Origin of the sequence: Micromonospora noduli (genome assembly GCF_003264365.1) — a bacterium.
GTDB lineage: Bacteria > Actinomycetota > Actinomycetes > Mycobacteriales > Micromonosporaceae > Micromonospora > Micromonospora noduli.
In genome coordinates this window covers 197,258-220,515 of sequence record NZ_PYAK01000004.1, presented here as the reverse complement: position 1 = coordinate 220,515, position 23,258 = coordinate 197,258, and the positions used below count along the sequence as shown (strand labels likewise).

Genomic DNA, 23,258 nt, shown 5'->3' with positions numbered 1-23,258 from the left:
ATTCGGACGTTGATTTGCTTCCTTGCCGGCTCGGGTGCCGGCCCAAAATAGAGGGGTCGAGGATGGTCGCGGCAGCGGAAACCACGCTTCAAGGGTTGTTGGAGGGGACGAAGCAGTATCAGGTGCCGTTGTATCAGCGCACCTACTCGTGGACAAAGGCGCAGTTGGCGCGACTGTGGGAGGACGTGCGCAAGCTAGCCGAGGACCGGGTGGACAACCCGGGCGCCACGCACTTCATCGGCTCGCTGGTGCTCGCGCCCAGTCCCGCGAACGGTCCGGCGGGCCTCGCCGAGTTTTTGGTGGTCGACGGCCAACAGCGGTTGACCAGCCTGACCATCCTGCTCTGCGCCATTCGCGATCATCGGGCGCAGCACGAGGACCCCAAGCACCGCGACCGTCTCAACCAGCAGTACCTGACGAATCCGTGGGAGCAGGGGCAGCGCCGGTGGAAGCTGGTTCCCACCCAGGCCGACCGGGACGCCTACGTGGCCTGTCTGGAATCCTCCCCTGAGGCCGGGGGCGTCGACCCCGTGGGTGTCGCCTATCAGTTCTTCGCCAACCAACTCGCCGCGGCCGACGACCCGGACGATCCGCTGGACATCGAGCGCATCGAGAGCGCCGTCATCACGGGCCTGGCGCTGGTGTCGGTCACCGCGCAGCCGGGGGACAACGTCTACCGGATCTTCGAGTCGCTGAACAACACCGGTTTAAAGCTCACCCAGGGTGACTTGCTGCGCAACTATCTGTTCATGAGGCTGCCGGTCCGGGGCGAAACGGTCTACCAGGCCCTGTGGCTGCCGCTGCAAAGTCGACTGACGTCGGCGGAGCTGGAGTTGCTCTTCTGGCTCGATCTGGTTCACCACGACCCGCGGATCAAGCAAACCGACATCTATGCGGCGCAGCAGACCCGGCTTGAGCAACTGCGTTCCGAAGAGGAGATTGAGGCGCAGGTGCAGCGGTTCAGCCGCCTTGGTGCCCTGCTCCGGGTGATCCTCCATCCCGGCGAGGAGCAGGACCCTGACGTACAGCGGCGGCTGGAGCGGCTGAGTGCCTGGGGTACGACCACGGTCTACCCGCTGCTGCTGCACCTGCTAGACCGCCGCGAGAACGGCACTGCGACATCCGCCGAGGTCACGTCGGCGATGCTGTACATAGAAAGCTTCTTCGTTCGTCGCCTGGTGATCGGTCGAGCCACCGCGAACATCAATCGGATCCTGTTGTCCGTCGTCACAGAGATGGACCGGGACCTGCCGGTGGATCAGGCTGTGCACTCCTACCTCTCGGTCGGTCGCAAGTACTACGCCACCGATGAAAGCGTCCGGGCCGCCGTCCGGTCGATCCCGTACTACCTCAACGGCCGTCCACACCAACGCAACCTGGTACTGCGGTGGCTGGAGGAGTCGTACGGCAGCAAGGAGCCGGTGGCGCTGGACTCGCTGACCATCGAGCACGTGCTGCCTCAGACCTCCACCAGCGAATGGCGGCAGATGCTGGCACCTGACCTCGGGCCGGAGGAAAACGTTGGTGAGGCGCACGAGGCCCTGGTCCACACCCTCGGGAACCTGACCCTGACCGGCTACAACTCGGAGCTGAGCAACAGCTCCTTCCCGGTCAAGCGAGTCCAGCTCGGCAAGAGCGGGATCGTGCTCAACCAGGAGATCGCCGCCCAGGACCGCTGGGGCCGTCCCGAGATTCATGCCAGGGCTGACGCGCTCGCGGAACGAATCATCTCCATCTGGCGGGGCCCCACGGAGCAGGCGGTCGACCAGTCGGTGGTGCCATGGGATGTGATGAACAAGGCTCTCGCCGAGCTGCCCGCAGGTTCGTGGACCACGTACGGCGACCTGGCCGCACTTATCGGCACCGCTCCAGTGCCCGTTGGTGCCCGACTTGCCAACCACCCTGTCCCGAACGCCCATCGGGTCCTGCAGGTCGAGGGCACGGTCTCCCCGGGCTTCCGCTGGCTCGATCCGAACCGCACCGACGACCCGCGCGCCCTACTGCGTGCGGAGGGCGTGCAGTTCGACCAGTACGACCGCGCGGACCAAGCCCAGCGGATCGGCACCGAGGAGCTGGCGCAGCTGGCCGGGGTGACGCCGGATGACCTGCCCGAGCGCCTGCCCCGGCCGCGCGCCGACCAGGAGGTCGACTACGCCGCACGCTTTCTTGAGCAGTTGACCGCTCTCCAGGGACCGGCGGTTGCCACCGCTACCCAGGTCGTGCTGGAGGCTTGGATCGCGATCGGCGGCACCCTCCTTTTCGGCACGAGGGACGAAACCTCCTGCTTCCTCATGGCCCGCGACCGGAGGCACGAACTCGGTGACGTCTGGCCGGCGACGATCTACCCGAGCGGGAAATTCGAAGTCGTATTCCAGCACCTGAGCGTCCGGCCCCCGTTCGGGGACGTCGCCCTCCGGAAGGAGTTGCGTCAGCGGCTGAACCAGTTGCCAGGTGTGGACATCGCCGCCGCCAAAATCGCGCTTCGGCCCGGGTTTCCGCTGACCGTCCTCACCGACTCCGACGCCCGGGACGCTTTGCTCGACCACCTGCGCTGGTTCTACGACCAGGCGCAGTTGCCCGCCTCGGAGGAGCTGATCATGGTCTAAGCTCCGGCGCCGACACATCCGCTTCCGCAGCGCCCCGGGCTGGGGCGTTGCGGAAGCCGGCCCGCCTGGCGTGGCCCGATAGTGCCACCGCCGCCGACCCCACTCTCTGGAGATTGCTCGTGCCTCAGCTCGCCTTCGCCAACACCTTCTGGGAGAGCTTCGACGTCCTGGAGAAGCCGATAAAGGCCGGCGTACGCAAGGCAATGGCGAAGTTCCAGCAACTCACCATCGCAGACCTGCACGCAGACAAGGGCCTGCACCTGGAGTCGGTGAACAACGCCCGCGACCCGCGGATGCGGACCATCAGGATCAACGACTTCTGGCGTGGAGTCGTCCTAGCACCTGACGACGGCAGCGACACATTCCTCCTGCTGAACGTCGTACCGCACGACCGCGCGTACACGTGGGCGGCAAAGCGCCTCTACACCGTCAATACGGCGACTCGGGCACTGGAGGTCCGCAACGTTGTCGCTCTCGAGCAGCTCACGCCGACACTGGAGAAAGCGGCGGCGAAGGCGCCGGCGCTGCTGTTCGCCCGCCACTCCGACACCGTGCTGCGTCAGCTCGGTATCGACGACCAGGTGCTGCGAGCCGTCCGGACGGTCATCGACAAACCCCAGCTCGAAGCGTTCGGTATGCTGCTTCCTGAGGACCAGTTCGAGGTTTTGCAGTACCTCGCGGAGGGCTTCTCCCCCGATGACGTCTATCGCGACCTCGTTGCCGAACGCCGGCCGGCTGGCGCGACGCCAGAGCAGCCGAGCGGGAGCCTGGCCGCAGCGATCGCCAACACCGCCAGCCGCATCATGCTGGTGACCCGGCCCGACGAGCTGGCCGAGATCCTCGACAAGCCGTTCGCCGCCTGGCGGGTGTTTCTTCACCCGTCGCAGCGGCGGCTGGCGTACCGGGTCTCATACAAGGGACCGGCTCAGGTGACGGGTGGTCCGGGAACCGGCAAGACGGTGGTCGCCCTGCACCGGGTCAAGCACCTGCTGTCCCGCTCGGCCGTCAGTCGGGTGCTGCTCACCACGTACACGAATGCCCTGGCCGCCGCCCTTCGGGAGAACCTGGCGCTGCTCCTCGGCGACGAGAAGCAGATGGCGCGGGTGGAGGTGACCACGGTCAACGCACTCGCCAATCGAACGGTGCGCGCTCTCGCCGGGCGAGTGCCCACTCCGATCGGGGACGCGGACGAGCGACAGGTCTGGCGGCGGGTGTGCCGGCGGCTGACGCTGCCCTGGACCGAGCAGTTCCTCGTCCAGGAGTACCGGCACGTCATCCTCGCCCACGACGTGCGCAGCCGCGAGGAGTACCGCGAGGTCAGCCGGCGGGGAAGAGGATCGGCGCTGGGCCCGCGACAGCGTGACCGGGTATGGGACGCGGTGGAAATGTTCTCGGCCGAGCTGGCGGCGGCCGGCACCATCACCCACCTACAGGTGTGCGCCCGAGCGGCTCAACTGCTCGGTGAAGCCGACCTCGGCGTCCACGGCTTCGACCACCTGGTGGTCGACGAGGCGCAGGACCTGCATCCGGCCCAGTGGCGAGTCCTGCGCGCCGCGGTGGTGCCTGGCCCCGACGACCTGTTCATCACCGGTGACCCACACCAACGGATCTACGACTCCCGGGTGTCACTCGGCGTCCTCGGCATCTCCGTCACGGGGCGCAGCAGCCGGCTGCGCATCAACTACCGCAGCACCGAGGAGATCCTTGTCTGGTCCACGGCTGTGCTGGTCGGGTCGCGGATCGACGACCTCGCCGGTGAGGGCGAGGACAGCCTCACTGGCTACCGCTCCCTGCTGCACGGCAAGCGGCCGCATGCCAAGGGTTATGCGACCAGTCAGGCTGAGGTCGCGGGGCTCGTGGCGCGAGTTCGGGAGTGGCTGGCGCAGGACGTGCAGCCGAATGAGATTGCGGTTTGTGCGCGATTCAACACGACCCTGGGCTCGGTACGCGACGAGTTGTCGGCAGCCGGTATTCCGTCGGTGTGGGTGCGGGACCATCCCGGGACGGAGGTCGACGGGGTGCGGCTCGCCACCATGCACGCCATGAAGGGTCTGGAGTTCCGGTGCGTCGCCGTCGTCGGCGCCACGGCACGGGCCGTGCCTTTCGCGAAGGAGATCACGCCGCCCGAAGTGGACTTGTTGCAGCACGAGAGCGACGTGCTCAGAGAGCGCTGCCTTCTCTTTGTCGCCAGCACGCGGGCGCGAGAGGCGCTATGGGTGTCGTGGAGCGGAGCGCCCAGCCCGTTCCTGGATTTCGCCGCCGGCAGCCCGCCCAGGTGACGACGTCACCGGCGCTCCCGGGTGGTGTGGAGCGCACGTCTAAAGTCTCACCCGTGGATCAGGCGGAGATGGTCGTGGTGCAGGAGTCGGACCGACCTGGCGGACCAGTTCGGGTCGGCGCGGTGTTGTCAAGAAGCGGCGGGAGCTATCAGGTCCGCTGGCACGACGACGGCACCGAGGAGACGGTCAAGATCGGTGGCCGGAACCATTTCGCCCCTCGCGGCTCGTTGCGTCACCAGTTTCTCCTGGACCTGGCAGCGGCGACGGTCATGTTCGACGAGGACCCGACCGCGATGGTCCTACGACTCCTTCGGGAGTACGACTCGGGGCTGACCCGGACCAAGATCAAGGAGAAGCTGGATGCGCTCGGCCTCGACCTTGACCGGGATCGCGCCCGCTGGAGGCTCATTAATCGGTTCCTTACCAGCAGCGACGATGTGCAGATGACCGGTACGGGGGTGGCGGCGACCTTCAAGTGGAAACCACCCAAGAGGCGCCGCACGGAGCTCTCCGAACAGTCGGACGTGGCACCCACCTTGCCCATGGCCGATCAGCAGGATCATGCGACGGCAACACCGGCGTACGCCGTCGAGGAAGGCTCAGTCGAGCACGATGTCCACGAGGCTCGGCAGATCAGTCAGCCCTCGGGTACGTCGCCAACGGCGGAACAGCCGGAGTCCCCAGGATCCCCTTCAAAGGACCAAACCCTACCGGCAACAGATGAGCGGCCGACCGTCGTGGCAAAGGCTGCATCCCTGCCTGATCGGCTGGCCGGAGCGACCGGCGAGGACAGCTCCCGGCCTTTACCGTACTACCTGTCTAAGCCCCTCGCGGTCGGTGCCCAGCTCGGACGACTGAATGACCAGCAGCTGCAAGACCTCATCACTGACCTGGAAGAACCGGAAGCCGCAGCCGCAGCCGCTCTATTGCTTGCTTTGCCCCGGCAATCTGCGGTCGTTGGTCGTGTCACCGCGCTCAGCCATGAAAGCACGACACTGCTTCTGACCTCGGCGGCCGCGGAAATTCAGGTGTACGCAGAGCCAGACCCAGACGTCATCACCGCAGCAGCCGCGCTGCTACGACAGGTCTGCAAGGTCGATAACGTGTCGACGGGGGCAATCTCGCCGCTGATCACCCTCGCGTCAGCCGTTGCTGCCAAACATCCCCAGGATGTAGTGCCGGTGATTGACGGTGTTGCGCAGAAGCTTGGCCGCCTTCTGCCGTTGATGTCGCGCGACGAGCGCAATGCCGTCGACCTCGACCGTCTCGTACCGCTCGTCGTGCGGCTTCCGTTTACCCGAGACGGGGGACGTGCCGCCCTCATCGCCGCCGTGGGCAAGGTGCGGGCCAAGAGCGTTCTTCACGACGCCTGGTGGGCGGGCGCCACCCTGGATGACCTCGCTCGCTGTGCCACCGGCGTCCTCGGCGCGGTCACGTCTATCCCGGAGGTGGCCGCCCGCCATCTTCATCCGCTCGTGCTGCGGGAGCTGGCTGTCACCGAGTCCCGACGACGCTTGACCTTCCTGCTCGGCCTACCTGGTGAGTTCGTCGCCGGACTTCCCTCCGACCCGGTTGTCGCCGCCTTTCACCGGGTGGCCGCAGGCGACCCGGTGGTGGCTGGGTGGACAGGCGCACTGGGGCAGGAGCAGCGGGTGGAGACGCTACGTCACACCGCCGAGCGGGCCGCGGCGGCCGCAGCGGCAGCTGATCAGCGTGCCGAGGCGGCTGAGGGCCGAGCTATTGCTTTGGCGGACCGGGTTTCGCAACTGGAAGAGACCCTGCGGGCGGAGCATCGCCAGACCTCTTCGCTGCGGTCCGCCCAGGACCGGCAGATTCAGATCGACATAATCCGTTCCTTGGCCGATCTTGCCGCCGAAGTGGAGGAACTCGCGGTCGAGCAGACAGCCTCGGAGACTCTGGTCGAACGCGTACGGGCGCTTGTCTCGGCACAGGCACTCGAGCCGATTGGCCAGGCCGGACAGAAACTGACCTTTGATCCGACCGTTCATGAACCCATCGTCGGTGTTCCCACCATAGGAAGCGCAGTTACGGTCATCCGACCTGGATACCACTGGCACCCGTCCGGTGAGGACATTCTCATCGAGAGGGCGCTGGTGACTACGACCTAGGAGCGCTCATGGGGGGAGCCCACGGCCACGCCGTCGGGGTCGATTTCGGCACGTCCACGTCTTTGGTGGCCACCCGGGCGGGTCGCCGCCCCGTGGAGATCGCGCCGCTGGGCCGTACGACCCGATGGTTTCCCTCCCTGGCGGGCTACCGTGGTGAAACGTTGCTGGTCGGAGAGGACGCCGACGCGCTTCCGAGCGACCAGGTGATCCGGTCCATTAAGCGAGCGATCACCGACAACCAGGAGACGGTCTCGTTGCCCGGCCCCGGCGGGTTGCAAACTGTGTCCGCCGATGACGTCATGATCGCCCTTCTTGCCGAGATCGGTGAACGGGCCGCCAGGGCGGGCGAGCCGCTAACCGCCGATCGCGAGTTTCGGCTGGGTTGTCCGGCCATGTGGGATGGGCCGCAACGGCAACGCCTGCTTGACCTGGCCGCGAAGGCAGGCCTGCCGGTAGACGATTCGGCTCTTGTCGACGAACCGATCGCTGCCGGCATCGCCTGGGTGACCCACCGATTCCTCGCGCACGGTGAGCGACCGGAGGGCCGCCTGCTCGTGTTCGACATGGGCGGCGGCACCCTCGACATCGCGGTCCTCGACGTGGTGGGCGGCGCCCACCCCGAGATCTCAGTGCTGACGGCACTCGGCACCGCGTACGCCGGCGACGCGCTCGACCATGCGATAGCACGGGATCTCCTTGAGGGCCTGGGCGCGCGGGGCGTCGACTTGGAGGCCCTGCGGCACCCGGAACTGCTGCGAGCGCTTGTCCTCCGCGCCGCCCGCGACGCCAAGGTCAGTCTTTCCCGCCTGCCTGAACACCGCATTGTGCTGCCCTCTCGACAGATCGGGCATATGCCGGTCTTGACCTACAGCCGGGAGCAGTTGGAGGAGGCATTTCGGGAGCAGATGGACAATGCGGAGCAGCTGGTTTGGGCTGCGCTGCGGGCCGCTCAGCTGACTGAACGTGGCAGCCGGTCGCCGTCTGAGCTACGCGCGATGGGGCCGGCGGAGCTGAGCGGCGACATCGACTACGTGCTGCTTGCCGGGGGAATGAGTCGCATCCCGTATGTGGAGCGGCGCATTGGCGCGCTGTTCCCGAACGCCCAGGTATTCGACAACGCCGGAGTGCAGCCCGACGAGGCGATTGTTGCGGGGCTGGCCGATACCGCCAGCTACGAGCGGCTCAACCTGCACCGCCCCGGGTTCGACTTCGTCGTCGAGTGGGAAGAGGGCGGTCAGGTACGGCAAGAAATCTTGTACGCGGCGTACACCCCGTTCTACGAGCCATGGCAGGTGCTCACCGGTCAGTCCAATCTCGGATATGAACGTCGCGACCGAGCCTTCCCAGGCCCGCAGCAGGGCATTGGCCGGCTCCGCGTTCGCGCCACCAGCGGGGAGCCGCTCGGCCTGAAGTTTGACGGTCAGGTCATGGACGGATTGAGGCTGAACTTCGGCCACAAGATGATCTTCAAGCTCTACTGCGACGGGCGAATCCTCATCCAGCACGGGTCGGGTAGCAGGATTCAGATGCGGGTCGACCGGTGGCCGGTGATCCGCGGTCGCGACCATGCGCAACTGGTGCTGCGCAGTGCCGAGGAGTCGGCACCCACGCCTCCTACTCCCTGGTACATGGAGAAGGAGTGGGCTCCGCCGATTCGATGAGTGCGATGGCCACGGCGGTCAGCGAGATCTCCAGCTCTTGACGGCTGGCCAGTTCGTAACGGATCTCGGCGCGGCGCGCACGAAGATTGCGGAGCCGCCCCTCGTACAGCCGGACGATGGTCGGCCCGCGCCCGTCGACACGCAGTCGCGCGAGCAGCTCTTGGGCCTTCTGAATCTGAATGTCCAGCGATCCCTGTCGGGCCAGGATTCGTCCCTCGACAAGAGCGGCGTTCTCCTGCCGCCGGGTCCGCTCGGTGTCCCGATGCCGAACGGCGAGATGCTCCTGCGCCTGGCGCCACACCTCAGACAGTTCGTCAGGCGGCGTCGGCGTGCCGTCCCGGAGTCTGCCTTCGGCCAGGGCGGTGAGTACAAGGTCCCCAACTTCGGGGTTTGGACGGCGCGTGTCAAGGTCGATCGCCGTCGCCCACAATTCGAGCAGTGGCCGGAGCCCTGACGTTTCAGCAAGGTCCAACATGACCAGATACCTCTTACCCGCCGGGAGTGCCGGTACGGCCATCGATCCAAACCGCGGCAGCGCCAGCGTCTCGTCGTTCAACACCTCAAGCGCGAGCTTGACGAGCGGGTGCCGGCCAGAGAGGAGTTCGACGTCGTACTTGCTGGCTGCCTCCGGCTGGAACGTGCACTCCAGCGGAGTCTCGCTCTGCAGAATAGCCGCGAGCTTGGATCGACTGTGCTTGCTCCCGCCGTCGCCCACCCGGCTTGAGCGCAGCCGCTCAGCCAACTCGCTGGACCCAATGATCGAGAAAATGCCGCTCTTGTTCGGCTTGCGGCGGCGGCCCCCAACCCGATCGAAAAGTTCATCGAGCATCCGCTGAACCTCTGCTGGGCCGATGAAGCGGCCGTTGCCTGGCCCCGTCTCGGTGAGGCCCTCGACAATCAGCCCATCGAGTCCGGAAAGCTGCGCTTGAGAAGCACGCAGTTCGTCGGTCTCATGGGAGCGCTGTTGAATGGCGACCTCGATCCGGTCGATTTCGCGCCGACGGCCTGCCATGTCGAGTCTGGGGTCAAGCAGTCGTTTGGTGATGTCGCCGAGCTGGTCGCGCAGGATGGGTTCGAGTTCGCCGATAGAATTCTCGAACACGCCGATCCGATCGTAGAGTCGCTGGAAGATGTCCGTCTCGATCGTTCCAGGCACGCGCATGTTGTAGATGAAGATCTTCTCGTGCTCCTGACCGAAACGATCGAGTCGGCCGATGCGCTGTTCCACGCGCATGGGGTTCCAGGGCAGGTCGTAGTTGACCAGGACATTACAGAACTCGAAGTCGAGACCTTCCGAGCCGACCTCACTGAGCAGGAGAATCTCGAAACGGCCGTCGCGGAACTCCCGCATAATCTTTTCTCGGTCAGCCATTGGCACACCGCCGTGCATCACCCGCACGCTGAAGTGCTTCCCAAGGCGGCCAGCCAGGTAGGAGAGCGTGCGCCGGAAGAACGAAAAGATCATCACCTGCCGTAGTTCCGCCCCGCGTACCTTGCGCAGTTCGGCCAGGAGCTGCTCGTACTTGCTGTCCACCGGTACCGGACGCGCGAGCGTCGGTAGGTCGAGCAGGCCGGTCAGATCCCCGCTGATCTCCTCCTCGGTGTCGTCGACCTCCTGCCGGAAGAGCTCCGGGTTGCGCTCCCGCATGAGCTCTTGCGAGGCCGGGATGCAGCTCGCCGCCTGGCGTAGCGGCATTTGCATGGCGAAGCCTGGCGGGGTGTTCATCTCCAAGGCCCGGCTCATGTACCAGGCATAGACCGAGTCATAATAGTTCTGCTCCTCGGTCGTCCACTCCACGTCGATATTCCGCGGATCCCGTACGGCTTTCCGATCAGGCACGTCCGCCTTGCGGGTCCGGGTCAACACGCTGCCAAGGACGTTCAGGTCGGCGAGCAACCGACGTGCCCGGGCAACCTCATCGTGGGTGAGTGGCCCGTCGACGTCGAACAGACTGCGGAGCAGTTGGTAATCGGGGCGATCGGTGACGGTCGACCCGAATTGGAGAGCGTCGAGCTCGGCGAGTTGACGTACCAGCTTTCGGGGTGTCCGCCGACCTTCCTCCAGTAGTGACCGCGCTACTCCGTTCAAAATCTGATTGGGCTCAAGCTGCGCTTCGAAGATCGCATGGTCGCCGAAATGCCCCTCGTCGAGGAGATTCATCAGATTGAAGAGATCCTTGTTGCCAAGGTTGAGTGGCGTGGCGGAGAGGAAAATCAGGTAGTCGGACCAGTCCGCCAGCAATCGCCCCAGGGCGTGTGACTTGCTGTCGCTGTTCCGCAGATAGTGCGCCTCATCGATGATGACCAGGTCGAAGCGCGGATGAAGATCGTTGAGCTTCTCGAGAACAGCGTCGGCCGAGCGCAGCGACTCGAGGGAAACGACGCCCTGGAGGTTTGGCTCGTCGCCGTTCGCGAGCCTGTCCGCGAAGTCCGCCAGGTCGCGGGGTCGAAGTATCTCGAGTGGGCGGTCGAACCGGCGCCCCATCTCGGTCTTCCACTTGAGCGTCAGTACAGCGGGGGACACGACGAGGACCCGCTCAAGTCGCGACCGCTGTTCAAGCTCGCTCCAGATGAGGCCAGCCTCGATCGTCTTACCGAGGCCGACCTCGTCCGCGATCAGAAGGCGTCCCGAGGATGCGGTGAGAACTTTCAAGACCGGCTTGAACTGGTACGGCCGGAAGACTGTCTTGCTGGATGCGAACGAGTAGAGGGTGTCGGTGAGCGGGTGACGCAGCTTCGTCCAGGTCAGCGTCAGCGACAGACCCTTCGCGCCGACGGGAGCTTGGGACAGCCAGAAAGCGGGATCACGCGGGTCGCCCTCGACAAGGACGAGTGCCTCCTCGCTGTAGCGTTTGATGTCGCCGTGCATGTCGACCTGGTACTGGTAGCTCCCGGCCGCTGGTAGGACCTCCTTCACGCGCCCCACGCTTCGGGCGCCGCCCCGGGTGCGCACCATGTCCCCACGGTTGAACTTCGCTCGACCAGCGAATGGATCTGCACCCACCCACAACGTGTCGTAGACCGCCCCGGCCGCCACGAGATGGCCGTCCTCGGCGTATCTCCGCCGGTCACTCGCTGCATCCGTTGGTGGCCTACCGGTGGCCACCACCATCGCATGCCAGGAGCCGGTTCGACTGAAGGCATAGGCGCCGCAGTGGAGAAGTCCTGTGAGTGGACCATCGGAGGATCCACGGACGTCACCCGCGATGGTGCTGACTATGTCGCGATGATGGTCGGGTATCTGACCAACGACGAGGCAGGAGGCCGGCTGCAGTCGAGCCAACCAGTCATATCCGTGTTGCGGCGGCTCATACCGAAGGTCGTCGTCGGGCACGGCTCGTCCCCCGTCCTACCCGAATGCGCAGAGTCCCCCGATCCTGCTGGAGAGGACTGCCCGTGTAACGGTCCGCTCGTCCAGAAGGCGCTCCACCGTTGGTGCAGAGACTCCGCTTGAGGGAGAAGACCTTCCCCCGGTTCCCAAGGACGGCAAGTGGTCCGGGCCTTGCAGCGACGGCCGTGTTGTAAGCCCACCTCTCGGCAAAGCTGCCCTCGTTCCCGCCGCCGCCCCGCCCTGGCTGCCGGGCAACGCCTGACCCGGGTCACCGGGCGTTGGATGCTGGTGCTACCGACGACCGATCTGGGGGAGACCACCGTCTCCGAAGAAAACCATCAGCTCGTCCGGCGCCGAGTCTTCTGCGATCGGCGGATGCGTGGGCGCTGCCTCCTCCGCGACGGCCACGACGGCGCCTGCTCCCGCTGCCTACGCCGCTGACCCGGCGTCTCCGGGCTGGTGAAGCATGATCGCGATCTGCGACGGTACGTGGCGTACCGATCAACTACTCGCCTCGGTGTACTACCTGGTCGACCCGGAGCGTGACCATTGCGGTGGTGCGACCATCGACGTCGGCGAACTCGACCTCGTAGGCAACCGGAGGGCCGTTGAAAATATGAACGACGGTTCCCACTGCCCCGGCTGGCAGTTGTTCTCCCGGAATGGCTTCGCGGAGCTCAACCACGTCGTACAGCTCCAACATGTCACCCTTCCTTGGGCGGGAACGAAATGGTCACCATTCGCGGTGAGGAGGACCCATTCTCCAGTATCCAGGCTGTGCGGACGACGACCGTGCCACCCGGCCCGGTCAGGGGTAGGTCGACGTTCCACCGCTGGCCGAACTCGTCGGCCTTGCCCAGCAAAGGCGTGCCAGCGACGACGCCTTCGCGGATCTGCTGCATGATCACGTCGGCGTCGTCCGGCCCGAGGCCGGTGGTGGAGTTGATGACGCGGTACTTGTTCGTGCCAACAGGGTGGTCCGGGTTCATGGCGTAGGCGGTGATCTTCCGTGCGTCGATCTCGGCCTTGGTGAAGTCCGGTCGGCCGGGATCGCCCGGAATCTTCGTGGGCTCGGGGCCATCCGGCTTCTGTGGGGTGGGCGCCTGCTTCTGGAGTCGCCCCAGTGCCTGCTTGAGCCTCTCGATGAGGTCACCGAGCCGGCGCATCTCCGGAATGAGCCGTCGCAGGCTGGCCAGCAACCCCCGCAACAGCCGCGCGATCCGCGCTCCCCAAGACGCCACCACGGTCGTGACCTGCTCCACGACCAGCGGCGCGGCCAGTCCGCCGGTGATGAGGAGTTCTCCCGCGTACACGATGATCCGGGACACGCAGGTGGCGATGGCGTCGCGGACCAGGAGCCGGACGGCGGCCACCAGGCCGGCGGCGCCTTCGGTGATCGCGGCCATCGTGTCGGCGCCCTGGGCGAGCCCGGCGATGGCCTGTTGCTGTTCGTTGGCCCAGCCTCGGTAGGCGGGTCCGGCACTGCCGTCCCAGCCTGCGATGTCGGTGCGGACGGCGCGTGCCAGTTCGGCGGCGTCGTCGCGGAGCGCCCCGGCGACGTTGCGCCAGGTCTGGGCGTGCGCGGTGATCTGCGCCGGGTCGCCGGCGAGCCAGTCCAGCGCCTCGCTGAGCGGTTTGACGTGTTCGATGAGCCAGGCGATCCCATACTGGAGCAGGGCGCCGACCGGGTCGGAGACGAGGGCGAGGGCGTCCAGGCTGGCGCTCACGACGCCGAGGCTGCCGTCGATCCAACTGCCGGTCCGGACGCCCTGGGCGATGAGTTCGATGTCCTCGCAGATCCACACACCCGCCCAGGCGCTGGGCGCGGTGTCCGCAGCGGCGGCGACGAGCGGACTCGACGTCACGAGCGCTGCCGCACCCCGTCGAGCTGGGGCCGCCGCACCCCGTCGAGTAGCTGTTTGGCGCGGGCGTCGGAGCTTCGGTAGCGGTCGGCTCCGACCCGCAGCCTGCCGGCGGTGTCCCGTACCGACGCGGCGGCGGCTCCGATGCCGTCGACCAGGGTTCGCTGCAGGCTGTCGAGCAGCACCGGCATCATCGCGCAGAGTTGCCCGTAGGCGTCGGTGCCCAACCGGACGTGCTGGCCTGCCTGCTGGGCGGTGTTGAGACTGCTGGCGCAGCGATCGAGGCGTGCGGCGTGGGCGGTCAGGTCGTCCGGGTCGACCTGGATGCCGTCACCGGCGGGCATCGTTCGATCCCTGGTCGGGGAGAAACCGGCTGCGGCACGAGTCGATGATGGCCTGGGCGCTCGCGTCGTCGCCCAATGACTCCGTGACTGCGTCGCTGACCTGTCGGAACAGGTCGGCGCGCGCGGCACTGGTGGTCTCCAGGATCTGCCGAGCGGTGTGCGCGGCGGGTTGTTGCCGAATGCGCTCGTCGAGCCGTAGGTCGATCAGCAGGCCGGCCGAGTCGACTGTGACGTCGACAGTCCGATCGGCGTTGTGGGCGGTGCGGGTCAGATCTCGCATCGTCGCCGACAGCGTTTTCGCTCGCGCCGCCCGCTCGGTGAGCGACTTCTCCCACTCGTCGAGCCGGCGCTCCGCCGCGTCGAGCGCAGCGTCGTCCGCCCACATGTCGACCCTCCCCAGGGGACCACTGCCGGCGGCAACCGGCGACATCACCAGCACGCTACCAACCGGTGGCACTGCGTGCATGCCCGCTCAGGTGGTCGACAAGGGCCGCGGTCGCCTCCGTGATCGACGCGGCCGCCCCTCCGCGCGATCTTGCACTTACCCTCGTGACAACGCAGAACCTGCATAACGACGACCGGAACTGCAAGATCGACGCAATGGGACGGGGCGTCCGTATCATCTCGGCATGACGCGGTTCAGTCGGCGGGCGGTGCTGCTGGCCGGCAGCGGGCTGCTCGTCGGCTGCTCACCGCAGCCTGAGACGGACGAGGTCCACCTGCGACTGGCTACCGGGCCGGCGGGGGCGGTCTACCGGCGGATCGGTGGGGCGCTGGCCGAGCACATTTCCGAGCAGGTGCCGGGTGCCACGGTGACGACAGTGCCGAGCGGGGCGTCCACCGACAACATCCGGATGCTGCGGGCCGGCGAGGTGCACCTGGGGCTGACCAGCCTGGACGCGCTGATCACCAGCGACGGCAGCGCGCCCGGGGGGCTGTCGGCGATCTGCCGGCTCTACGACAGCCATCTGCATCTCGTGGTGATGGCCGGTTCGGCGATCGACGAGTTTCGGGATCTTGAGGGCAAGCGGGTGTCTCTCGGGGCGCACGACTCGGGCACGGAGTTCACGTCGCGGCGGGTCCTGAAGCTCGGTCCGCTCAAAGCCGACGCCTGGAACCTCAGCCAGGCCGGGTCGGCAGGGGCGCTGCGCGACGGCACTATCGACGCGATGTTCTCCCTGACCGGCGTCCCGACGCCCGCCATCACCGAGTTGGCGCAGCGGCACCCGATCCGGTTGATTCCGTTGGACGCGCAAGCGGACGGGCTCTTCACGGCGTACCCGGGTCCCTACGCCCCAGCCATGATCCACGCGGCTGCCTACGCCGGTGTCCCGGCGACGCGCACCGTCGCCGTGCCGAACGTGCTGCTGGCGCGCGACGACCTGCCTGCCGATCTGGTCTACGCCATCACCGACACTGTCTTCCGGCACACAGGGGCGATCACCTCCGCTGGTCGTGATGGCGCCGAGGACCTTCCGGAGGCGTGGCAGATCAACGTGCGTACCGGAATCTCCACCGCGTCGGTTCCGCTGCACCCGGGGGCGGCGGCCTGGTTCCGCGACCGCAAACGCTGAGCCCGGCGGTCGTCAGACCGGCGCCGACGCGGGAGCGACCGGCAACACCACCACCGCGGCGAGCCCGTGCCCGGAGCCGTCCGGACGCGGCAGGCCCTCCTCCAGCCGCAGCTCACCGCCGGCCGCCCCGATGAGGTCGGCGCAGATCGCCAGGCCCAGGCCGGTCCCGGACACGTTCTGGTGCCGAGGTGAGCGCCAGAACCGTTGCACCGCCGGGGCCCGCTCGGACACGTCGATGCCCTGGCCGTCGTCGCGAACGGCAACTGTGACGGTGCCCGGACCAGCGGAGACGACCTGCGCGGTTACCTCTACGACCTGCGCGTCGGACAGCCGCAACGCGTTGCTGATCAGTTCGTCCAGGATGCTGCCCAGGCCGCCCGGCGGCTCCAGCAACCGCAACCCCGGGGGTACGTCGACAGTCAGGGTCTGGCCAGCCGTGGCGGTCAGGGCCCGCCACCGGTCCACCCGGGTCGCCAGCACCTCGTCGAGGTCCACCGGCGACGCCGTGCGCAGGCTCTCCATCCGCGCGCTGGCCTGCAGCGAGTTCAGCAACCGCTGCATCGCCTTCAGCTCGTCGACGGCGACGTCGTACACCTGCTGCCCGTCGCCCTCGGGCCGCAGGTGTGGTGCGAGGCTCTCCACGGCGAGCCGGAGGCTGGTCAGCGGGTTGCGTAGCTGGTGTGACGCGTCGGAGACGAAGGCGCGCTGTCGTTGGGCCGCGTTCTCGACGGCGTCCATCATCGTGTTGAACGATCGTGCCAGCCGCCGCAGCTCGATGGGGCCGGCCTCGGCGTCGGCGCGGATGGTCAGGTCGCCCTCGGAGATCCGGGAGGTCGCCGCGTCGAGTTTCCGCACCGGCCGCAGCACCCACGCCGACACGGGCCAGGCGACGGCCGTCAGCGCGAGCAACGGCAGCAGCCCGAGCCCGGCCAGCCGGGCCCAGCGTACGAGGATGAGCTCGCGTGTCCGGGACAGGTCGGAGATCGTCACGACGGCGCCGACGACCTCACTGTCCCGGCCGACCGGCTCCGCCACCACGAGTGCGGAGTCGTCCCAGGGTGCCCACTCCCAGGACGGTTCGGACCGGGCGCCGGCAAGCGCTGCGGTGACGATCCGCGGCAACGCCGCCTCGGCGCGCGCCGCCTTCTGGTACGCGTCGGCCGGGCCGAGCAGCACCGCGCCCGACGTGTCGATCAGCGCGACCGGGATGCCGTAGAGGTCGTGGTACCGCGTCAGCTCCTGCTGTAACGCCTCGGTGCGGCCGGTCGACAGCGCGGTCTCGGCCAGTGAGGCGAACCGGCCGACGTCGTTCAGCCGGTTGACGTACGTCTCCTGCATCTCGCGTTCGGCAACGGTGATGCTGAGCGGCACCCCGAGCGCCGCGACGAGCAGCACGGCGAGGGGGACCAGGACGACGAGCAGCCGGCGGTGCACGGCCCGTCAGCCGATCAGCTCCGGCTGGTCGGCCAGCAGCCGATAGCCGACGCCGTGGACGGTGCGGATGACCACGTCGGGCCCCAGCTTGTGCCGCAGCGCCGCGATGTGGGTGTCCAGGGTGCGGCTGGACGACTCCCAGGTCGCGCCCCAGATCTGGTCGAGGATGACGTCACGGCTGACCACGTTGGGTGCCCGCCGGGCCAGGAGCAGGAGCAGTTCGAACTCCTTGCGGGTCAACGGCACGAGTGTGCCGTCGACGGTGACCTCGCGGGTGCCGACGCCGATCCGCATCGGGCCGAGGACGAGTGGCTCGTCGGCCTGGCCGAGGGCACGAGCGGCCCGGGTGCGTCGCAGGACGGCGTCGATCCGGGCGAGCAACTCGGGGATGCCGAACGGTTTGACGATGTAGTCGTCGGCGCCGGCGCGCAGGCCACGGACCCGCTCGTGCTCCTCGGACCGCGCGGTCACCGCGATGACGGCGGTCTGCGGCTGGTCACGCAGTTTGCGGATCACATCGAGCCCGTCGCCGTCGGGGAGACCCAGGTCGACGAGGACCACGTCGGACGGCGCGGCGCGCTCGGCTTCCGCGGCGGTGGCGACGCGGTGAACCTCGAAGCCCGCCTGGGTCAGGACTGTCACCAGACCCCGCGCCACACGGTCGTCATCCTCGATGACGGTTATCCGCATACCGGCGAAGTGTACGGCCCGGATCGGCGCTCGTGCCGGCCCGGTTCTTGGGATTTTTCTGACACCATCCGGGCCCCGACCAGCCCAGACTGGGGGCCACCAACTTGCCGAGGGATGTCCATGCGTTGATGGGGAGGTCGCCGTATGCGAACGACCAGCAGGTACCGGGCCACCGCGCGGATGATCGCCGCGATCGGTGTCGTCTCGCTCGCCGCCGCCTGTTCGGGTAACGGGGGTGCCTCCGGAGGAGGGGACGCCGCGAACTACCCGGACGAGAACATCACGATCGTCGTGCCGTTCAGCGCGGGTGGCCCGACGGACACTGTCACCCGGATGATCGCCGGGCCGATGGCCGCGAAGCTCGGCGGCAAGATCGTCGTCCAGAACGTCGAGGGTGCCGGCGGCACTGTCGGCGCCGGCGATGTCGCGCGGGCCAGGCCGGACGGCTACACAGTGCTCATGCACCACATCGGCATGTCGACGGCGCCCGCCCTCTACAAGAGCCTGGGCTACAAGCCCCTGGAGGACTTCGAGACGGTCGGGCTCGTCACCGAGGTGCCGATGACGATCGTCGCCCGCAAGGACTTCGCGCCCGCGACGCTCCAGGACCTGGTGACCCACGTGAAGGCCAACGCCAGCAAGGTCACGCTGGCCAACGCCGGTATCGGCGCCGCGTCGCACCTGTGCGGCCTGCTGTTCCAGAGCACCACCGGTGTGAAGCTCCAGGAGGTGCCGTACCAGGGCACCGGCCCCGCCCTGACCGACCTCGTCGGCGGGCAGGTCGACTTCATGTGCGACCAGACGACGAACACCAGCGGCCAGATCGCCGCGGGGAAGGTGAAGGCGTACGCGGTCACCACGCCCGAGCGGGTGAAGAGCCTTCCCGACCTGCCGACCACCACCGAGGCCGGGTTGCCGCAGCTGAAGGTCAGCGTGTGGCACGGTCTCTACGTTCCGGCCGACACGCCGCCGGAGATCGTCCAGAAGCTCTCCGAGGCGTTGAAGGTGGCGCTGGCCGACCAGGGGGTCATCGACCAGATGGCCAAGCTGGGCACCGCGCCGGTCCCGGCCCAGGACGCGACCCCGGACGCGCACCGGGCGAAGCTCGACGAGCAACTCGGCACCTGGGCGAAGATCATTGCCGACTCCGGGGTCAAGGTCTCCTGAGGTGGAGCGCCGTCGGTCGTTCCCGGACGTCCTCGCCGGGGGGATCTTCGTCCTGATCGGTGGCGCATTCGTGGTGGGGGCGCTCGGCTATGAGCTCGGCACCCCGACACGGATGGGCCCGGGCGCCTTCCCGCTGCTGGTCGGCGCGGCCGTGGTCGCCCTGGGCCTGGCGATCGCCGGCAAGGGGCTCATCGCCGGTGAGGTGATCTCGTTCGGGCCGATCCCGTGGCGGGCGGTCGCCGTCATCGTGCTCGCGGTCCTGTTCTTCGGGTTCACCATCCGGCGACTCGGGTTCGTACCGACGACGGCGGTGACCGCACTGCTCACCACCCTGGCCAGCGCACGCGTACGGCTGCTCACGGCGGTGGCCGTGGCCGCCGGGCTGACAGTGGCCAGCACGCTCATCTTCGTCGTCGGACTTCAGCTGCGGATCCCGCTGTGGGGCCCCTGGCTGGGCCTCTGACGCGGCAACCGGATTGAGGCATGGAACTCCTCGACAACCTCGCGCTGGGCTTCTCGACGGCCCTGCTGGTCCAGAACGTCCTCTACTGCTTCGTGGGAGTGCTGCTCGGGACCGCGGTCGGCGTGCTGCCCGGCATCGGGCCCACGGCCACGGTGGCGATGCTGCTGCCGATCACGTTCAGCTTCGAGCCGGTCACCGCACTGATCATGCTGGCCGGCATCTACTACGGGGCACAGTACGGCGGCTCGACGACCGCCATCCTGATCAACCTGCCCGGTGAGTCGTCAGCGGCGGTCACCGCACTGGACGGGCACGAGATGGCCCGTCAGGGCCGGGCCGGCCCCGCCCTGGCGGCCGCGGCGATCGGGTCCTTCGTCGCGGGTACGGTCGCCACCGTGGCGCTGGCCGCAGCGGCCCCGCCCCTGGCCAGTGTCGCCTTGAAGTTCGGCCCGGCCGACTACTTCTCACTCGTGCTGTTCGGCCTGATCGTGTCGATCGCGCTGGCGCGGGGCACGGCGCTCAAGGCACTGGCGATGATCGCGCTCGGCGTGCTGCTCGGCACGGTCGGCCAGGACATCTACACCGGTACGCCCCGCTTCGTGTTCGAGCAGCGCGAGCTGTACGGCGGCATCGACTTCGTGTCGGTCGCCGTGGGCCTGTTCGGGGTGGCCGAGATCCTGCGCAACCTGGAGAACGAGCAGACCCGTACGGTGATCGTCAGCAAGGTGACCAACCTCTGGCCGACCCGCGAGGACCGGCGTCGGATCGTCGCCCCGATCCTGCGTGGCACCGGTCTCGGCGCCGCGCTCGGTGTCCTGCCCGGCGGCGGCCACGTGCTGGCCTCGTTCACCTCGTACGCGGTCGAGAAGCGCATCTCGAAGCGTCCGCAGGAGTTCGGGCGGGGCGCGATCGAGGGCGTCGCCGGCCCCGAGTCGGCGAACAACGCCGCCGCGCAGACCTCGTTCATCCCGCTGCTCACCCTGGGCCTGCCCGCCCACCCGGTGATGGCACTGATGATCGGCGCGTTCATCGTCCACGGCATCACCCCGGGCCCGAACGTCATCAACGACGAGCCGGCGCTGTTCTGGGGCCTGATCGCGTCGATGTGGATCGGCAACGTGCTCCTGCTGCTGCTGAACCTGCCGCTGATCGGCCTCTGGGTGCGCATGCTGCGCATCCCGTACCAGGTGCTCTTCCCGATGATCATCCTGTTCGCCGCGATCGGCACCTACTCACTGAACTTCAACGCGTACGACGTCTACGCCATCGCGTTCTTCGGGATCCTGGGCTACGTCCTGATCAAGTGCGGGTGCGAGCCGGCGCCCCTGCTGCTCGGCTTCGTCCTCGGCCCGCTGCTGGAGGAGAACCTGCGCCGCGCGCTCATCATCTCCCGCGGCGACCCGTCGGTCTTCGTGACCCGGCCGATCTCCGCCGCGCTGCTGGCCCTGGCGCTCGCCGCGCTCGTCGTCGCCGTCCTGCCGACGATCCGCCGGCGCCGCGCTGTCGTCTTCGCCGAGGAGGAGTAGCAATCCGGACCACGTGACGGTCAGGTCGACGAAGATTGTTCCCGTGACGAGCGACAACACGCCCCGGGGCTGGACCAGCCGGACTGTCTGGGACAGGCGGTTCAACGCCCCGCTGCGCTCGTTCCTGCGTACCGAGACCGGCGGCGCGCGGGTGGTGCTGATCGCCGCGGTGGTGGCTCTCGGCTGGGCGAACCTCAGCGCATCGTCGTACGAGTCGGTCTGGAACACCTCCTTGTCGATCCGGCTCGGCGACTGGCAGGTGGCGCATGACGTGCGTACCTGGATCAACAGCGGCCTGATGACGTTCTTCTTCCTGGTCGCGGGGCTGGAGTTGCGCCGCGAGTTCGACATCGGCGAGTTGCGGGAGCGGCGTCGCCTGGCGTTGCCGATACTGGCCGGGGTCGGCGGCATGCTCGTGCCGATCGCGATCTACCTCGCCATCAACGCCGGGCACACCACCGCGGCGGGCTGGGGCGCGGTGATGGCCACCGACACGGCGCTCGCGCTCGGAGCGCTGGCCGTCTTCGGGCCGCGCTTCTCGGAACGGCTGCGGGGTTTCCTGCTGACCGTCGCCGTCGTCGACGATGTGGTGGCGATCGCGGTGCTGGCCATCGCGTACCCGCACCACCCCTCGCTGACGGCGCTGATCGTCGCGGCGGCGATCTTCGGCGTCGTACTGCTAGTGCGGGGCTGCGGGGTGCGGTTCGGCCCGGTCTACGCGCTGCTCGGGGTGGCGGCCTGGCTCGCTGTCTCGATGTCCGGTGTCGACCCGGTCGCGGTGGGTCTGGTGATGGGGTTGCTGACCTACGCCTACGCTCCCGGCCGCAGCGATCTGCAGCGGGCCAGCGACCAGTTCCGCCTCTTCCGGGAACAGCCCACCCCGCAGCTCGCCCGGATGGCACGGGCCGGGCTCACCTCGGCGCTGTCGCCCAACGAACGGTTGCAGACGCTCTACCACCCGTTGGCGAGCTACGTGGTGGTGCCACTGTTCGCGCTGGCCAACGTCGGCATCGTGATCGACGGCGACCTGCTGGCCCGGGCCGTGACCTCTCCGGTCACGCTGGGGGTCGTGGTCGCGTACGTCGTCGGCAAGCCCGCCGGGATCGTGGTCGCCGCGTGGCTGGTGACCAGGCTGAGCGGTAACCGGTTCCGGCCGCCCGTCGGTTGGGTTGCCGTCGCGGGGGTCGGCACGATCTCCGGCATCGGCTTCACCGTCGCGCTCCTGATCGCCACCCATGCCCTGAGCGGCCCGGCCCTTGACGAGGCGAAGTTCGGCATCCTCGTGGCGACGCTCGGCGCGTCCCTCGTCACCTGGCTGGTGTTCCGCTCCGTCAGACGGCTCTCGCCGGCGCGGCGGACCCGCGCGCTGCTGGGCGTCGCCGAGGGGATCGTCGACCTGATGCTGCCGGTCGACGCGGAGCGCGACCACCTGCGGGGGTCGCTTGAGGCGCCGGTGACGGTGGTGGAGTACGGCGACTTCGAGTGCCCCTACTGCGGGCAGGCCGAGCCGGTGGTCCGGGAGCTGCTGGCGGACTTCGCCAACATCCGGTACGTCTGGCGGCACCTGCCGCTCACCGACGTCCACCCCCATGCCCAACTCGCCGCCGAGGCCGCCGAGGCGGCGGGGGAGCAGGGAGCGTTCTGGGAGATGCACGATCTGCTGCTCGCCCACCAGGACGCTCTCAACCCCACCGACCTGCTCGGTTACGCCGAACAGCTCGGCCTGAACCTGGACGGGTTCCGGGAGCACATGGTGAAGCGAATGGGCGTGGACCGGATCGCCGAGGACGTCGACTCGGCCGACCTCAGCGGCGTCACCGGCACCCCTACCTTCTTCATCAACGGCCGGCGGCACCACGGCGCGTACGACATCGCCGCGCTCTCGGCGGCGGTGAAGTCGGCGTTCGCGAGCGCGAAGCTCCGCCCCGAGTACCACCCTCGGAATCCCGGCCGCCGGGAGACCGGCCCGGCGAGCTGATCGCGCGGGCGCGTGGTCGCCACCCGGCGCGGTGGTCAACGGGTACGGAGTGGGTCGCCGACGAGCCTTCGGGTCCGATCGGCAGCTGTGCGGGTGCTGCCGCGCGGGTGGAGGAGGTGGCGGTCGCTGCCTTTGGAGCTGAATCGTTGACGACATCACCGCCCAGGCGGCGCGTGGACAGCATGGGTTGTTGCCGCATCGCCGGCCAGGAGCG

17 protein-coding genes are annotated in these 23,258 nt (G+C 68.0%); 10 read left to right on the top strand and 7 right to left on the bottom strand.

Annotation, left to right across the window (positions count from 1 at the left end):
• The first annotated feature begins 62 nt into the window (after nucleotides 1-62).
• The 4 genes from GUI43_RS05230 (at nucleotide 63) to GUI43_RS05215 (ending at nucleotide 8,675) form a co-directional block, all read left to right on the top strand.
• A complete protein-coding gene (locus GUI43_RS05230; RefSeq protein ID WP_112698147.1) occupies nucleotides 63-2,606 on the top strand; it encodes a GmrSD restriction endonuclease domain-containing protein in 2,544 nt (847 codons plus the stop codon).
• A 119-nt stretch (nucleotides 2,607-2,725) separates the two neighbouring features.
• Nucleotides 2,726-4,885, top strand: a complete 2,160-nt coding sequence (locus GUI43_RS05225) for a UvrD-helicase domain-containing protein (RefSeq protein WP_112698146.1) — start codon at nucleotides 2,726-2,728, stop codon at nucleotides 4,883-4,885.
• A gap of 53 nt (nucleotides 4,886-4,938) precedes the next feature.
• Nucleotides 4,939-7,014 (top strand): hypothetical protein, encoded by a 2,076-nt coding sequence (locus GUI43_RS05220; protein ID WP_112734671.1) that lies wholly within the window; start codon nucleotides 4,939-4,941, stop codon nucleotides 7,012-7,014.
• A gap of 8 nt (nucleotides 7,015-7,022) precedes the next feature.
• Nucleotides 7,023-8,675, top strand: coding sequence for an Hsp70 family protein (locus GUI43_RS05215; RefSeq protein WP_112698144.1), 1,653 nt, complete (start codon nucleotides 7,023-7,025; stop codon nucleotides 8,673-8,675).
• Here GUI43_RS05215 and GUI43_RS05210 read toward each other — a convergent pair.
• The gene (locus tag GUI43_RS05210) at nucleotides 8,629-12,009 is read right to left on the bottom strand and encodes a DEAD/DEAH box helicase (RefSeq protein ID WP_146765862.1); all 3,381 of its coding nucleotides are present in this window, start codon (nucleotides 12,007-12,009) and stop codon (nucleotides 8,629-8,631) included. The two genes, GUI43_RS05215 and GUI43_RS05210, sit on opposite strands and share 47 nt — an antisense overlap.
• 237 nt (nucleotides 12,010-12,246) lie before the next feature.
• Between GUI43_RS05210 and GUI43_RS34465 the strand changes: the two genes are divergently transcribed.
• Nucleotides 12,247-12,447, top strand: coding sequence for a hypothetical protein (locus tag GUI43_RS34465; protein WP_112698187.1), 201 nt, complete (start codon nucleotides 12,247-12,249; stop codon nucleotides 12,445-12,447).
• A gap of 64 nt (nucleotides 12,448-12,511) precedes the next feature.
• On the opposite strand, the gene GUI43_RS05200 is transcribed toward GUI43_RS34465, so the two are convergent.
• The 4 genes from GUI43_RS05200 to GUI43_RS05185 are packed head-to-tail and all read right to left on the bottom strand — an operon-like array spanning nucleotide 12,512 to nucleotide 14,597.
• The gene (locus tag GUI43_RS05200; RefSeq protein WP_112698142.1) at nucleotides 12,512-12,709 is read right to left on the bottom strand and encodes a DUF4926 domain-containing protein; all 198 of its coding nucleotides are present in this window, start codon (nucleotides 12,707-12,709) and stop codon (nucleotides 12,512-12,514) included.
• 1 nt (nucleotide 12,710) lies between these two features.
• Entirely contained in the window at nucleotides 12,711-13,871 is a 1,161-nt protein-coding gene (locus tag GUI43_RS34460) for a WXG100 family type VII secretion target (RefSeq protein WP_249037653.1), read from the bottom strand.
• Complete coding sequence (locus tag GUI43_RS05190; RefSeq protein WP_112698141.1) at nucleotides 13,868-14,212, bottom strand: type VII secretion target; 345 nt, start codon at nucleotides 14,210-14,212, stop codon at nucleotides 13,868-13,870. Before GUI43_RS05190 ends, GUI43_RS34460 begins: the two co-directional genes overlap by 4 nt.
• The gene (locus GUI43_RS05185) at nucleotides 14,199-14,597 is read right to left on the bottom strand and encodes a YbaB/EbfC family DNA-binding protein (RefSeq protein WP_112698140.1); all 399 of its coding nucleotides are present in this window, start codon (nucleotides 14,595-14,597) and stop codon (nucleotides 14,199-14,201) included. The genes GUI43_RS05190 and GUI43_RS05185 overlap by 14 nt, the downstream gene beginning before the upstream one ends.
• Nucleotides 14,598-14,841: 244 nt before the next feature.
• Between GUI43_RS05185 and GUI43_RS05180 the strand changes: the two genes are divergently transcribed.
• A complete protein-coding gene (locus GUI43_RS05180) occupies nucleotides 14,842-15,786 on the top strand; it encodes a TAXI family TRAP transporter solute-binding subunit (protein WP_112698139.1) in 945 nt (314 codons plus the stop codon).
• A 12-nt stretch (nucleotides 15,787-15,798) separates the two neighbouring features.
• Here GUI43_RS05180 and GUI43_RS05175 read toward each other — a convergent pair whose 3' ends face one another.
• Together GUI43_RS05175 and GUI43_RS05170 are read right to left on the bottom strand one after the other, a co-directional pair.
• Nucleotides 15,799-17,220, bottom strand: a complete 1,422-nt coding sequence (locus tag GUI43_RS05175; protein ID WP_112698138.1) for a sensor histidine kinase — start codon at nucleotides 17,218-17,220, stop codon at nucleotides 15,799-15,801.
• Between the two features lie 6 nt (nucleotides 17,221-17,226).
• Nucleotides 17,227-17,910: a response regulator transcription factor gene (locus GUI43_RS05170; RefSeq protein WP_112698137.1), complete on the bottom strand. Its 684-nt coding sequence runs from the start codon at nucleotides 17,908-17,910 to the stop codon at nucleotides 17,227-17,229.
• 144 nt (nucleotides 17,911-18,054) lie between these two features.
• Here GUI43_RS05170 and GUI43_RS05165 point away from each other — a divergent pair, with 144 nt between their 5' ends.
• From GUI43_RS05165 to GUI43_RS05150, 4 genes are read left to right on the top strand one after another with little or no spacing between them, the layout of a single operon-like run.
• Nucleotides 18,055-19,077 (top strand): tripartite tricarboxylate transporter substrate-binding protein, encoded by a 1,023-nt coding sequence (locus GUI43_RS05165; RefSeq protein ID WP_112589330.1) that lies wholly within the window; start codon nucleotides 18,055-18,057, stop codon nucleotides 19,075-19,077.
• Nucleotide 19,078: 1 nt separating this feature from the next.
• Complete coding sequence (locus tag GUI43_RS05160; RefSeq protein ID WP_112679933.1) at nucleotides 19,079-19,540, top strand: tripartite tricarboxylate transporter TctB family protein; 462 nt, start codon at nucleotides 19,079-19,081, stop codon at nucleotides 19,538-19,540.
• 20 nt (nucleotides 19,541-19,560) lie between these two features.
• Nucleotides 19,561-21,066 carry a tripartite tricarboxylate transporter permease gene (locus GUI43_RS05155; RefSeq protein WP_112698136.1) on the top strand — a complete coding sequence of 502 codons (1,506 nt, stop codon included), beginning with the start codon at nucleotides 19,561-19,563 and terminating at the stop codon, nucleotides 21,064-21,066.
• Nucleotides 21,067-21,109: 43 nt separating this feature from the next.
• Nucleotides 21,110-23,044: a Na+/H+ antiporter NhaA gene (locus tag GUI43_RS05150; RefSeq protein WP_112698135.1), complete on the top strand. Its 1,935-nt coding sequence runs from the start codon at nucleotides 21,110-21,112 to the stop codon at nucleotides 23,042-23,044.
• Nucleotides 23,045-23,258 lie beyond the last annotated feature (214 nt).

Excerpts from the sequence above, each read along its gene's own strand:
- GUI43_RS05170 (WP_112698137.1), bottom strand. The coding sequence starts at position 17,910 with ATGCGGATAACCGTCATCGAGGATGACGACCGTGTGGCGCGGGGTCTG.
- GUI43_RS05230 (WP_112698147.1), top strand. The coding sequence starts at position 63 with ATGGTCGCGGCAGCGGAAACCACGCTTCAAGGGTTGTTGGAGGGGACG.
- GUI43_RS05185 (WP_112698140.1), bottom strand. The coding sequence starts at position 14,597 with ATGTGGGCGGACGACGCTGCGCTCGACGCGGCGGAGCGCCGGCTCGAC.
- GUI43_RS05165 (WP_112589330.1), top strand. The coding sequence starts at position 18,055 with ATGCGAACGACCAGCAGGTACCGGGCCACCGCGCGGATGATCGCCGCG.
- GUI43_RS05190 (WP_112698141.1), bottom strand. The coding sequence starts at position 14,212 with ATGCCCGCCGGTGACGGCATCCAGGTCGACCCGGACGACCTGACCGCC.
- GUI43_RS05155 (WP_112698136.1), top strand. The coding sequence starts at position 19,561 with ATGGAACTCCTCGACAACCTCGCGCTGGGCTTCTCGACGGCCCTGCTG.
- GUI43_RS05180 (WP_112698139.1), top strand. The coding sequence starts at position 14,842 with ATGACGCGGTTCAGTCGGCGGGCGGTGCTGCTGGCCGGCAGCGGGCTG.
- GUI43_RS05215 (WP_112698144.1), top strand. The coding sequence starts at position 7,023 with ATGGGGGGAGCCCACGGCCACGCCGTCGGGGTCGATTTCGGCACGTCC.
- GUI43_RS05200 (WP_112698142.1), bottom strand. The coding sequence starts at position 12,709 with ATGTTGGAGCTGTACGACGTGGTTGAGCTCCGCGAAGCCATTCCGGGA.